Annotated in this window: 11 protein-coding genes and 1 tRNA gene; 7 read left to right on the top strand and 5 right to left on the bottom strand. The window is 40.7% G+C overall.

Features of this window, described 5'->3' with window-relative positions; all coding sequences use genetic code 11:
* Window positions 1–37: 37 nt before the first annotated feature.
* From ACYVIL_RS05625 to yhbY, 3 genes are all read right to left on the bottom strand, one after another.
* Window positions 38–844 carry an SAM-dependent methyltransferase gene (locus ACYVIL_RS05625; protein ID WP_460311858.1) on the bottom strand — a complete coding sequence of 269 codons (807 nt, stop codon included), beginning with the start codon at window positions 842–844 and terminating at the stop codon, window positions 38–40.
* On the bottom strand, window positions 837–1,385 hold the full coding sequence (locus ACYVIL_RS05620; protein ID WP_303471791.1) for a GNAT family N-acetyltransferase: 549 nt from the start codon (window positions 1,383–1,385) through the stop codon (window positions 837–839). The genes ACYVIL_RS05625 and ACYVIL_RS05620 overlap by 8 nt, the downstream gene beginning before the upstream one ends.
* 220 nt (window positions 1,386–1,605) lie before the next feature.
* A complete protein-coding gene (yhbY, locus tag ACYVIL_RS05615) occupies window positions 1,606–1,902 on the bottom strand; it encodes a ribosome assembly RNA-binding protein YhbY (protein ID WP_303471793.1) in 297 nt (98 codons plus the stop codon).
* A 531-nt stretch (window positions 1,903–2,433) separates the two neighbouring features.
* Between yhbY and ftsH the strand changes: the two genes are divergently transcribed.
* The 6 genes from ftsH (at window position 2,434) to ACYVIL_RS05585 (ending at window position 7,952) form a co-directional block, all read left to right on the top strand.
* Window positions 2,434–4,377: an ATP-dependent zinc metalloprotease FtsH gene (gene ftsH, locus ACYVIL_RS05610; protein ID WP_303471795.1), complete on the top strand. Its 1,944-nt coding sequence runs from the start codon at window positions 2,434–2,436 to the stop codon at window positions 4,375–4,377.
* 93 nt (window positions 4,378–4,470) lie between these two features.
* On the top strand, window positions 4,471–5,298 hold the full coding sequence (gene folP, locus ACYVIL_RS05605; RefSeq protein ID WP_303471797.1) for a dihydropteroate synthase: 828 nt from the start codon (window positions 4,471–4,473) through the stop codon (window positions 5,296–5,298).
* 4 nt (window positions 5,299–5,302) lie between these two features.
* Entirely contained in the window at window positions 5,303–6,643 is a 1,341-nt protein-coding gene (gene glmM / locus ACYVIL_RS05600; RefSeq protein ID WP_303471800.1) for a phosphoglucosamine mutase, read from the top strand.
* A 97-nt stretch (window positions 6,644–6,740) separates the two neighbouring features.
* Window positions 6,741–7,487: a triose-phosphate isomerase gene (gene tpiA / locus ACYVIL_RS05595; RefSeq protein WP_303471802.1), complete on the top strand. Its 747-nt coding sequence runs from the start codon at window positions 6,741–6,743 to the stop codon at window positions 7,485–7,487.
* Window positions 7,488–7,496: 9 nt separating this feature from the next.
* Window positions 7,497–7,844: a preprotein translocase subunit SecG gene (secG, locus tag ACYVIL_RS05590; protein ID WP_303471804.1), complete on the top strand. Its 348-nt coding sequence runs from the start codon at window positions 7,497–7,499 to the stop codon at window positions 7,842–7,844.
* A 23-nt stretch (window positions 7,845–7,867) separates the two neighbouring features.
* Window positions 7,868–7,952: transfer RNA gene (locus tag ACYVIL_RS05585), tRNA-Leu, on the top strand.
* A gap of 668 nt (window positions 7,953–8,620) precedes the next feature.
* Here the strand turns inward: ACYVIL_RS05585 and ACYVIL_RS05580 are convergent.
* Complete coding sequence (locus ACYVIL_RS05580; protein WP_460311857.1) at window positions 8,621–9,892, bottom strand: O-acetylhomoserine aminocarboxypropyltransferase/cysteine synthase family protein; 1,272 nt, start codon at window positions 9,890–9,892, stop codon at window positions 8,621–8,623.
* A gap of 197 nt (window positions 9,893–10,089) precedes the next feature.
* A complete protein-coding gene (locus ACYVIL_RS05575) occupies window positions 10,090–10,824 on the bottom strand; it encodes a hypothetical protein (protein WP_460311856.1) in 735 nt (244 codons plus the stop codon).
* A 317-nt stretch (window positions 10,825–11,141) separates the two neighbouring features.
* Between ACYVIL_RS05575 and pnp the strand changes: the two genes are divergently transcribed.
* Window positions 11,142–13,253: a polyribonucleotide nucleotidyltransferase gene (gene pnp / locus ACYVIL_RS05570; protein WP_303471811.1), complete on the top strand. Its 2,112-nt coding sequence runs from the start codon at window positions 11,142–11,144 to the stop codon at window positions 13,251–13,253.
* Window positions 13,254–13,326: the final 73 nt, after the last annotated feature.

The following is a 13,326-nucleotide window of genomic DNA, read 5'->3' as shown; positions in this document are numbered from 1 at the left end:
TCGGTGTGGAAAGGACTATCCGTTGTTTTTTGACATTTTATTGATTTCTCGAAAGCTGATTCATTTTATGCTGCATGAAAAGGTCAATTTTTTTAACTTCACAAGGGGGAATGATAAGGGTTGAATAATGCTCAACATGCACTTTGCTTAATTCATCTAAGAAAAACCAATCGATTCTGGCCGTTTCTGTGGGAAGCGTCGGTGACTCGTAAATGGCTACTTTATGCTTAGCTGGAAAATATTCAATCAATAACTGTTGCAAAAGGAGTCGATAAGCACTGTCGGTTTGATATTTAGACATACTAAGGTCACCAACAAACCCAAGTTGCCACAAAATCAAATATGCAGTGTTATCAACCTTGCGCTCGTATAGCATAAATTGGCTAGCCTCTACATGCACAGCTCCGTTTCGTCCAGGATCTATGCCCATGTCGGAATATAGGCAATCTTCGGCAGATATACCTGGTTCCATATGGCCGTGATATCCCTTTTCTTTCGCTAACTGGATTAATTTATGAGGTGCCCAGGCAAACACACCTGGATGACCATAAAAAGCGGCAACAACTTTTTTACCTAATTCAACCTGAGCCATTATGGCGTCTACCATTTCAGCATAGCTCTTTCTTCTGTCTTTGCCATCAGCATAGAATCTTTGCAAACTATGACAGTTAGGGTTCATCTTTTCCACCCAAGCTTCTGTTAGGGGGTCAGTTACACTCATAAACACGACGTCTGCTTGTTCGACAAACTGTCGCGATAGCGGGGCAATATGAGACCCTAGTATCATTCCCAAACCGACACAAACGATACTGCCTGTTTTTTGAGTCGAATTATTTTCAGGCATAGATTGCTTGTCCATTATGGCTTAGAAAAGTTTTTTGGGAGATACAACAGCGCATCTTATTGGTTTGTTGATTATCACTGGTTATCTCAAAGTTGAGTTTTTCAGCGATTTTTTGAATGGCAATATTGTCAGCGTCAAAAAACGCATGTGCAGTTGCTAAGTTAAGGTATGTAAAACCGTGGAACAACATGGCGGTGACAGATTCCGTTGCCACATGATTGCCGTAGAAGTCCGGTCTAATTAAAATCCCAAATTCAGCATCGTTACGTTTCTGTTGCTCAATATTGCTCATAAAGCCTTGTATACCTACGGCTTTTTCAGAATGGACACATTCAATACGCCAATACACATTTAAACTCTTTTGCTGCTTATTCAGTATATTTGAAAAAAGGGAGCTGGCTTGCTTCCTTTCAAGCTTAGGCATAATTTTGCCCATAACGACATCGTTACAATATAGTTCGCAGAATAAATCTCGATCATCGTCTGTTAAAGGTTGGAAGCGAAATCTTTGAGTTTGGTATTGTGATGTAACACTTGGCATATTCATTCCATCAAATAGTTACATAGATTGTTACAGATTAAGTCTTTGCCTAATTACAATTTGACGTAAACTTAATTTTAGAAATTCCGACACCCCAAATTACATGCTAATAGCTGTGTTATGAAAAGGGGAATAGGTAAAGGTTTCTATCAATAGGGTTAAATCTATTATTCCGTATAGAAACCTAAAAAAGGTGAGAGATTGGACCTAAGTTTTCTATTTAAACTTTTGGAATACTGATTTTTTTCTCATCACTTTGTCGGTACATTATTAGGGTGTGTCCAATGACTTGCAACTGAGTTGCCGAAGTTTCACGAATTATCGCATCCATAATAAGTTGTTTTTCTTCGCGATCATCAGAAGGTACTTTAACTTTGATTAACTCATGAAAACTCAAGGCATTGTCAATTTCTGCTAACACACCTTCAGTGAGACCATTGTTACCCAATTGCACTATGGGTTTTAAAGGATGGGCTAGGCCTTTTAAATATTGTTTCTGTTTATTCGATAACTTCATTTAGATTATTCTTACAATTTTAATAATAATTGATGGTTGAAAATCGCTATTCTAACGCCATCTTACTTTTATACCTAATAAGAAACGACAAACTAGGTAAAAAAGACCTATAAATAGTGTAGAAAGTGGTCGTTTGATGAATTTCAAATTGCATTTGAACAAAATGAAGGGATTTAGCGTATCTATGCAAGGTCATTCAGCTTTAGGAATAAATGTTCCTTCCGGGACGTTTTGACAGCAAATTTATTTTGTATTGGTCAAGGTTAAAACTTAATGGAGATTTAGTAGTCATAAGAAAAGCAGGTTTTAACAATTTCGTGAGTGAGTTGTATTTGCCATTATTTGTGGTGGAATCCAGAGAGCTGATTTATCTGAAGGCAAAACTGAACAAGCTTTATCTGGTAGCGGCAGGATTTAAACTGTAGTACCCTTGATGTACTGCTAACCGGGCGGAAGACTTGGTTGATTATTTAGTAATCTTCCTAGTGACTAGCCTACAGACAGAATTTTACTTTTTAGAGGTTAAAAGCGTTGAGCGATATGGCAAAAAATTTAATCTTATGGTTGGTCATCGCCGTTGTGCTGATGTCCGTGTTTAATAGTTTTACGCCTGGCGAAACAAGCAAGGCTAAAATTGATTACACCACGTTCGTGCGTAATGTTGATCAAAAAACTGTGCGACAAGCAACCATAGACAGGCAAACAGGCGAGATAACTGGTACTACAACCAGCGGTGATGCGTTTTCAACGTATATTCCTTACGCAGATCCTGATCTAATGAATGATTTAATTAGTAATGGTGTTGTAGTTGAAGGCAAGCCACCTGAAACACCTTCTTTCTTATCTCAGATTTTTATTTCTTGGTTCCCAATGTTATTGCTTATTGGAGTATGGATATTCTTCATGCGTCAAATGCAAGGAGGCGGCGGTCGTGGCGCAATGTCGTTTGGTAAGAGTAAGGCTCGTTTATTAGGTGAAGACCAAATAAAGACAACTTTTGCTGACGTTGCCGGTTGCGATGAAGCCAAAGAAGATGTGTCTGAGCTCGTTGACTTCCTAAGAGATCCTTCTAAGTTTCAAAAACTAGGTGGTAAAATACCTAAAGGTGTTTTGATGGTCGGTCCTCCAGGTACGGGTAAAACCCTTTTAGCTAAGGCGATTGCTGGCGAAGCCAAAGTGCCATTTTTCACCATTTCTGGTTCCGACTTCGTAGAAATGTTTGTTGGTGTAGGTGCATCTCGTGTGCGTGACATGTTCGAACAAGCTAAAAAGTCTGCGCCTTGCATTATCTTCATTGATGAGATTGATGCAGTAGGTCGCCAGCGTGGTGCTGGTCTAGGTGGTGGACATGACGAACGCGAACAAACTTTGAACCAAATGTTGGTTGAAATGGATGGCTTCGAGGGTCACGAAGGCATTATCGTTATCGCCGCGACTAACCGCCCAGATGTACTTGACCCCGCGTTACTGCGTCCTGGCCGTTTTGACCGTCAAGTGGTCGTTGGTTTACCTGATATTCGTGGTCGTGAGCAAATTCTGAAAGTTCACATGCGCAAAGTGCCTATTGGCGACAATGTTGAAGCCTCTGTTATTGCCCGCGGTACACCAGGATTCTCTGGTGCCGATTTAGCTAACTTAGTTAACGAAGCGGCTTTATTTGCAGCGCGTTCCAACAAACGTGTTGTTTCAATGGAAGAGTTCGATAAAGCTAAAGACAAAATCATGATGGGCGCTGAGCGCAAAACCATGGTTATGTCTGAAGAAGAGAAAACCAATACAGCGTATCATGAAGCTGGGCACGCCATTGTTGGCCGTGTAGTGCCAGAACATGACCCTGTTTACAAAGTCTCAATTATTCCTCGTGGACGTGCGCTAGGGGTGACAATGTATTTGCCTGAACAAGACAAATACAGTCACAGCAAGCAACACTTGGAAAGTATGATTTCTAGTTTGTTTGGCGGTCGTATCGCTGAAGCCCTTACGTTAGGTGAAGAAGGTGTTACAACCGGAGCATCTAATGATATCGAAAGAGCAACCGATATCGCCCGTAAAATGGTCACCCAGTGGGGACTTTCAAATAAAATGGGCCCTATGTTGTATTCTGAAGAAGAGGGCGAAGTGTTCCTTGGACGCAGTATGTCGAAAGCTAAGCATATGTCTGACGATACAGCTCGGGCAATAGACGCTGAAATTAAGTCTATCATTGACCGCAATTACGAGCGTGCTGAGAATATCCTTAACGAGCATATGGATGTTTTGCATGCCATGAAAGATGCGTTAATGAAATACGAAACTATCGATGCGAAACAAATCGATGATTTAATGGCTCGTCGCCCTGTGCGACCACCAGCGGATTGGGATAGTCGGGACCCTGGTTCCAATGACAAACCTACCGGTGGTGCAACAGTAAGTGCTGATGATGATAAAAGCACACCTCCACCTACTGTAGGTAAGCCTGGCGATTTGCCGAGCTAATTTGCTCCTGATTAAATTAGGTCGATTCAGACGAGCGCTGATTCGACCTTTTTTGTATTTACTATCCTATTATTTCGTGTCCCAAATTATTGTATGCAGTTTAAAAACAAAAGTATTGATTTAACCACGCCCAGAGTTATGGGGATTTTAAACGTTACCCCAGATTCATTTTCTGATGGTGGTAAGTTTGAAGGTCTCGATAAGGCCCTTGGGCAAGCTGAAAGAATGGTTTTAGATGGGGCTGACTTTATTGATGTTGGTGGAGAGTCGACTCGTCCTGGTGCCGAAGATGTGAGTGTTCAGCAAGAATTGGATCGCACTATTCCTGTTATTGAAGCCATTCATGCCAATTTTGATGTGGTGATTTCAATCGATACTAGCAAACCCGAGGTCATGGAGCAGGCTGTTTCAGCTGGCGCTGGGCTTATCAATGATATTCGTGCCTTAAATCAAACTGGTGCCTTATCAACCGCCGCAAAAAGTGGGGCCGCTGTTTGCTTAATGCATATGCAAGGCCAGCCAAAAAGCATGCAGTTGGCTCCCCATTATCAAGATGTGGTCAACGACGTCATCGAATTTTTACAAGCAAAAATAGCGTTATGTACCCAAGCTGGTATTCCAAAATCTAAGCTAATGATAGATCCTGGTTTTGGCTTTGGGAAAACTTTACCGCATAATTATCAATTACTTGATAGACTGGATGAACTACAATCATTAGCTTTACCCATGTTGATTGGTGTGTCTCGTAAATCTATGATTGGAAACTTATTGGATAGGAAAGTGGACGAACGGTTGGCGGGCAGTTTAGCTGCAGCGACAATTTCGTTAACTAAAGGTGCTTCGATTTTACGAGTGCACGATGTAAAACAAACCGTTGATGCCGTAAAAGTCGTATCAGCGTTGAGTGCGTATAAGGATTAGTGTGATGAACTCAAGAAAATATTTTGGTACAGATGGTATTCGTGGAAAAGTTGGCGAAAGTGTCATTAATCCTGAGTTTGTAATGAAACTGGGTTGGGCCGCAGGAAAAGTGCTTGCTGGACAAGGCACTAATAAGGTCCTTATTGGTAAAGACACCCGAATATCTGGCTACATGCTTGAGTCTTGTTTAGAGGCGGGGTTATCCGCAGCTGGTATTAATATTGGTTTATTGGGGCCGATGCCGACGCCAGCTATTGCCTACTTAACCAAAACCTTTCGTTCTGAAGCGGGGATAGTAATTAGCGCTTCCCACAATCCATTTTATGACAATGGTATTAAGTTTTTCTCAGCTAATGGCTATAAATTGGATGATGAAATTGAACTGGCCATTGAAAAGGAAATGGAAAAACCTATGGTTTGTGTTGCCTCAGATAAGTTAGGAAAAGCTTACCGGATTGAAGATGCAGCAGGAAGGTATATCGAATTTTGTAAAGGTAATTTTCCGTCCGATCTTAACCTTAAAAGCTTAAAAATCGTTGTCGATTGCGCCCACGGTGCGACCTATCATATAGCCCCCAATGTTTTAGAAGAACTAGGTGCCGAGGTCATCGAAATTGGTACTGATCCTGATGGTTTAAACATCAATAAAGGGGTAGGGGCAACGTCAATGAAAGCGATTCAAGAAAGTGTGTTAGAACACCAAGCAGATCTTGGTTTTGCTTTAGATGGTGACGGTGACCGAATTATGATGGTCGATCACAAAGGCAACCTTATCGATGGCGATCAACTAATATATATTATTGCTCGAGACTGTCTCAAATCCGGCCGTTTGAACGGTGGCGTTGTTGGCACTTTAATGAGTAATTTGGGCTTAGAAATTGCCTTAAATAAACTGGGAGTAGCGTTCGTAAGAAGTAATGTTGGCGATCGCTATGTAATGGAGTTGCTACAAGAGCGCGGTTGGGCAATTGGAGGCGAAAACTCTGGTCATGTACTTAATTTAAATGTTACTTCAACAGGGGATGGTATACTTGCTGGCTTACAAGTCATTACTGCCATGCTGCGGTCGCAAATGACGTTGCATGAACTATGCTCAGGCATGGATATGTACCCGCAAACATTAGTTAATGTTCGCTTTGAAGAAGGGGAAGACCCGTTAGACAACCCTAAAGTGAAAGAAGCGGTCATTGAAGCGGAGACCAATTTAGGTAAAACTGGTCGGGTATTGTTGCGAAAAAGTGGTACTGAGCCATTAATTCGTGTCATGGTCGAAGCAGAAAAACAAGAAGACTCGGAGAATTGGGCTGAATTTATCGCTGACGCAGTGCGTAAATTAACCAAATAGTCATTTAGCATCATAAATTAACGCTAGCCCACTTGTATATTTTACTCGGGTTAGTTAATATCTCGCCCGCTTTTTCGCTGGGTTAAGGAAGATTAAAGTGCAGAACAAACGTCGCCCTATAGTTGCAGGCAACTGGAAAATGAATGGTAGTGTCGAACTTGCTAAGCAAATGATGGATACTATTAATAGTGCTAGTTTGCAGGATGTCGATGTATTAATATGTCCTCCTTTCCCATTCTTAAGTGCGTTTGCCCCGTTTAACGGTGCTATTGGCGGACAAAATTTAAGTGAATTTGATTCTGGTGCCCATACAGGTGAAGTTTCAGGTTCAATGCTAAAAGCCTTAAATTGTGATTTTGTCTTAGTTGGTCATTCCGAAAGAAGAACTGACAATGGCGAAAGCGATTTGCTCGTTGCTGAGAAGGTTCGTGTAGCATTAGAGCACGGCTTAACACCCGTGTTATGTGTTGGTGAGCCAGAGTCGGTACGTGACAGTGGCGAATATTTTAATCACATTCAAGGGCAAATTGATGCGGTTATTAGTGTTATTGGTATAGCCAGTTTTGAAAAAATTGTCGTTGCTTATGAGCCAGTTTGGGCTATCGGAACGGGTAAAACAGCAAGCCCAATACAAGCGCAAGAAGTACATGCATTCATTCGCGAATACGTGGGTAAATTAGATGCAGACGTCGCCAATGGGTTACGTATTTTATATGGTGGCAGTGTTAAAGCGGCGAATGCCAATGAATTGTTTTCACAACCTGATGTTGATGGCGGGTTGATAGGTGGAGCCAGTTTGGACCCACAGGAATTTTTAAATATTTGCTTAGCGGCAAAAGGTTAGAGACATAACATGACGTATTTTTACGAGATTTTGATAGTAGTTTACTTAGTAGTTGCTTTGATGTTGATAGGTATGGTCCTTATTCAACAAGGTAAGGGTGCCGATATGGGAGCATCTTTTGGCGGTGGCGGTTCAAACACTGTGTTTGGTTCTACGGGTTCTGGTAACTTTATGACCAGAACAACAGCCATACTTGCCACCTTGTTTTTTGTGATTAGTTTAATTTTAGGTAATCAAACTGCTGACAAAGATCAATCTATAGATGAATTCGAAAATCTAGGGGTAGTAGAACAAACTATCGATTCAGATATTCCTAATCAAGAAGAGACTCCTGAATCCAACGAGATCCCTAACTAAGTATTTGATAAAATAAAAACATCGCGGATGTGGTGGAATTGGTAGACACGCAGCCTTGAGGGGGCTGTGGCTTAGGCCGTGGGAGTTCGAGTCTCCCCATCCGCACCATACAATAAAAGGCTGTAACATTGGTTGCAGCCTTTTTTCTATTTATGGCTACCTGATATTTTCAATCATCAACACGTTTGTTAAACATCGATTGTTGCTTAGAGTACTTGTATGCAGTAGGCCTGTGGGGTAAAGAGTGAACTTCCCATTGAGCAGCTTCCATTCTATAAAATAAAACTACTCGACAGTTCTTGCTGCAGCAAATCAGTGGGTAAGCAGTGTTTTCGCTGTTGCATAACGATGATAGAAAATTTCATATTAGGGAACCACAGGACAAATTAATTAGGCTCTAGGGTTTTACGAATAGCAGCATCTGCATGTTTGACATTGAGAATAGTGACTAAATAGCTAGTACCAGTGAATGTGAGTTGAAGGTTCATATCTTTATATTGCCAGATAGTGCTTTATCATCTATTTCAGGCTTGTCGTATTTTTCGGTAAACAGGGTCGTAATTTCAGCTATTTCCCCAGGTTTATCGATGTGTTTAGTGCGTAGTAGGTTGCCGGCAATCAATTTATTTGCAGATATGATAGGTTGCGCAGAAACTTTTATTTCATTCCGTGCTTTAAAGGGGCTTTAAATCTTATCATTAAAGCCCCTTAAATTAGTTTATAAGTGTATTTATCTTACTACTCAAAACAAAACTTCCAGTGTTTTAATTGAGTACTCATACCTTATCTAGCGCTTGACTCACATCGGCAATAATGTCGTCGATATGCTCGATACCCACAGAGATCCTAACCAAATCGGTACTTACTCCAGCAGCGGCTAGTTCTTCTTCGTTTAATTGACGGTGTGTGGTTGATGCCGGGTGACAAGCCAATGATTTAGCATCGCCTATATTCACTAGACGTAAAATCATATTTAATGCATCAATGAATTTTGTGCCAGCTTCAAGCCCACCTGTTATGCCAAAGCTCAATACGCCTGAGGCTTTGCCTGAGGTGATGTTTTTGCAGTTTTCATGGTACGGGCTATCAGCAAGAGCAGCATAGTTTACCCATTCAACTTTATCGTGTTGCAATAAATATGCTGCTAATTTTTCAGCATTTTCACAATGACGGTCCATGCGCAGACCCAGGGTTTCTAGTCCCTGTAGAATTTGAAATGAATTTAATGGGGAAATCGCTGCCCCTGTGTTTCTTAGCGGTCCTACACGACAACGCCCAATATATGCAGCTTCTCCTAGGGCTTCGGTGTAAACAACACCGTGATATGAAGGATCCGGTTCATTTAGTATTGCAAAACGCTGTTTGTTTTTAACCCAGTCAAACTTACCAGAATCAACAATCACACCGCCTACTGACGTACCATGACCACCAATGTATTTCGTTAACGAATGCACAACAATGTGAGCACCTAACTCAAATGGCCTACATAGATAGGGGGTGGCAACGGTATTATCCACAATTAATGGGACCCCGTGTTTTTCAGCTATCTGTGCTAAATGCTTTATATCAACAACGTTACCTGCGGGGTTACCAATAGATTCACAAAAAATAGCTTTGGTTTTTTCATCAATAGATTCTTCGAACTTATCAAAATCATCATGGGAAACCATACGGGTTTCAATTCCTTGGCGAGGCAATGCGTGGGCAAATAAATTATAGGTTCCACCGTACAGTTGACTGGTACTAACGATATTATCGCCGGCCTCACAAATACATTGAATCGCGTAGGTAATAGCGGCCATACCTGAAGATACACAGACTGCCGCAATACCGCCTTCCATTGCTGCCACACGTTTTTCAAGAACGTCAGTGGTTGGATTCATTATGCGAGTGTAGATATTTCCTGCAACTTTAAGATCAAATAAATCTGCGCCATGCTGTGTATCATCAAACGTGTAAGATGTGGTTTGATAGATTGGAACTGCAGCAGCTTTAGTGGTTTCTTCTGATTTATACCCTTCATGTAATGCTATTGACTCTAATTTCATTATTTTTCTCTGTAAGGTTTGAGTTAACAATTATTAACTATTGCAAAAGCTCATGATAGTTAAGGAATTATAATCCGTAAAATCAATTTAGTTATTAATCATACAAAAGGGTTAGAAGACGCAACAATGCATGTTTAGCCATACAATACAAATTTAACAAATGACCAATTACCAATTACCAATTACGAAACATATCCTTAAAACGCTTTTTTTACGAAAAGTCGAAATACGTTATCCCTCGCACCATTGGTAATGCCTCTTAGATAACTGATTGAATAAGAAATGCCTTGATATTTGCCCGAGACTGAAGGGCCAATTTGGTGGCTTTGTTCATTGCCGTTTCCAAAGTCGCCTATTTTCCCTAGATTATTGAAGGAGTCGAGGCCCAGAGTAACCTTGTTGGTTGTATATGCAATCCCAGTTCGTGATTCTAAATAGGTACCAGTGGCAGGGCTCTCTCCTCCAACATTCCAACTAAAGGACAATACCTGCGTAATAGACCATTTGTCTGCAAATGACCATCTATTGCTCCATTTAAACGATAAGCCTTCACTGCGATGAGCCTTACGTGTTTTTATATCAAATCGAACTGCGCTATCCCAGATACCATCTTGTCTGTGTTGAAATTGCCATAATAGATCGGCGCTAAGGGCATCATACTCAAAATTCCCAGTGGTATCTTTTACTTGACCGACCAAACGAATACGTACGGATTCAAGAATGGACTTTTGAACATTCATTCTTACCACTAACTGTTCTCTATGATTATTTTCACTTGGGGTATAAGCCGTTCGAAATTGAAAAGACTGATCTTTAGGATTGACTATAGGACTGGTTACACCACTGGTATTGTTAGCATGTGCCTTGGTGTAGCTAAAAGAAATACATAGTATGAGACTAAATTTAACGACAAAGTTATTTTTTATAATCACGGTTACTGTTACATATTTGTTTCATATTTATGACAGGCGGGAGATTCTAATCCAAATCATTGTAAGTGCAAAAAACTATTTTCTTTATTTATTGTCTCGCCATTCAATTTGCCTTACTTAAAGCTTACTTTGCCATGAATTTTTGATGTAGATATTGTTTGCAATATACAAATCGAAACAGATTAAAAGAAAAAAACAGTAAAAATATTCAATTAACCTTGATTAAATATAAATTTCACTGTCGATTTGCCAATCATATAGCTATACTATGCGCCGCATTTGAAAGCGATATAAGAAAATATTAAAAAGGATAAATAGTGACTCCTATTACTAAAACATTTCAGTATGGACAGCATACTGTAACGCTAGAAACGGGTGTAATTGCTCGTCAAGCAACCGCCGCGGTTATGGCCAGCATGGACGATACATCTGTATTAGTCAGTGTTGTTGGTAAAAAAGATGCCAAAGCAGGGCAAGACTTTTTCCCATTAACGGTTAACTATCAAGAAAAAGCATACGCAGCTGGTAAAATACCAGGTGGCTTTTTCAAACGTGAAGGTCGTCCTTCTGAAAGTGAAACGCTTATTGCACGTTTGATCGACCGTCCCATCCGTCCTTTATTTCCAGACGGATTCATGAACGAAGTTCAAATTATTATTACCGTTGTTTCTGCTAACCCAGAAATTCCTACCGATATCATCTCTTTAATTGGTACTTCTGCTGCTCTTGCTATATCAGGTATTCCATTCAATGGACCTGTTGGCGCGGCACGAGTTGGTTATAAAGAAGGTGAGTACATTCTTAATACATTGACTTCAGAACTTGAAACAAGTGAATTAGATTTGGTTGTAGCGGGTACTGAAAGTGCGGTACTGATGGTTGAATCTGAAGCGAGTATTCTTTCTGAAGAAGTGATGCTTGGTGCTGTAATGTACGGACACGAGCAAAGCCAAGCAGTAGTTAATGCTGTAAGTGAATTTGCCGCTGAAGTTGCTACGCCTAAGTGGGAATGGTCTGCCGTTGCAGAAAACACTGATCTTAAGAGCAAAATCAAAGAGCTTGCTGAAGCTGGCATGACTGAAGCGTACCAGATTTCTGATAAAATGGTTCGTAAAGATGCGGTAGTTGCTGTTACTGAGAAAGCGGTTGAGGCTATTTTAGAAGCGGATCCTGAACAGGATCCTAAAGAAGTATCTGAAATGCTACATGACCTTGAAAGTGATGTTGTGCGTTCTCGTATACTTGCTGGTGAGCCACGTATTGATGGTCGTGAACCTGATATGATCAGAGCGCTACACGTTAATACTGGCATTCTTCCTAGAACTCATGGTTCCGCACTTTTCACTCGTGGTGAAACACAAGCTTTAGTTGCTGCTACCCTAGGTACAGAACGTGATGCACAGATGATTGATGAATTAGGTGGAATGGCAAGCAGTCGTTTCATGTTGCATTATAACTTCCCTCCATACTGTGTAGGCGAAACTGGTTTCGTTGGTTCTCCTAAGCGTCGCGAAATCGGCCATGGTCGTCTTGCTAAACGTGGTATTCAAGCGGTTATGCCTTCTGAAGCTGAATTCCCATATGTGGTACGAGTGGTTTCAGAGATTACTGAATCAAATGGTTCTTCATCTATGGCATCAGTTTGTGGTACCTCGTTAGCACTTATGGATGCAGGTGTACCGATCAAAGCTTCTGTAGCGGGTATTGCTATGGGCTTAGTGAAAAATGACGAAAACTTTGTCGTTTTATCGGACATCTTAGGTGATGAAGATCATCTTGGTGATATGGACTTTAAAGTTGCTGGTACTACTGATGGTATTACTGCACTTCAAATGGATATCAAAATCGAAGGTATTACCAAAGAAATCATGCAAAAAGCCCTTAAGCAAGCTAAAGAAGCTCGCTTACATATTTTGGGTGTGATGGATGAAGCCCTTGGTGGTCACCGTGATGAAATGTCTGAATTCGCTCCGCGTATCTATACTCTTAAAATCGACCAGGATAAAATCCGCGATGTTATCGGTAAAGGCGGCGCAATGATCCGTGCTATCACTGAAGAATCTGATACTAATATCGAAATCGAAGATGACGGTACTATTAAGATTTTTGCAACTGAATTAGCGAAAGCGGAAATTGCTATTGCTAAGATAGAGCAAGTGACTGCTGAAGTTGAAGCGGGCAAAACTTACCACGGTAAAGTAACTCGTATCGTTGATTTCGGTGCATTTGTTGAAGTGCTACCTGGTAAAGAAGGTCTAGTACACATTTCTCAGATTGCTCACGAACGTGTGAATAAAGTTTCTGATTACCTTTCTGAAGGCCAAATGGTTGACGTGAAAGTAATGGAAATTGACCGTCAGAATCGCGTACGCTTAAGTATCAAAGAGTTGTTAGAAAAACCAGCTGCTGAAGCACCATCTGAAGATTAATCTTTAGCATTAACTGACATAAAAAAGGAGCGCTAAGCTCCTTTTTTGATTTTTACTACATTGATTATCATTT

It is taken from the genome of Aliiglaciecola aliphaticivorans (genome assembly GCF_054782055.1).
This window is presented reverse-complemented; position numbering and strand designations above follow the sequence as displayed.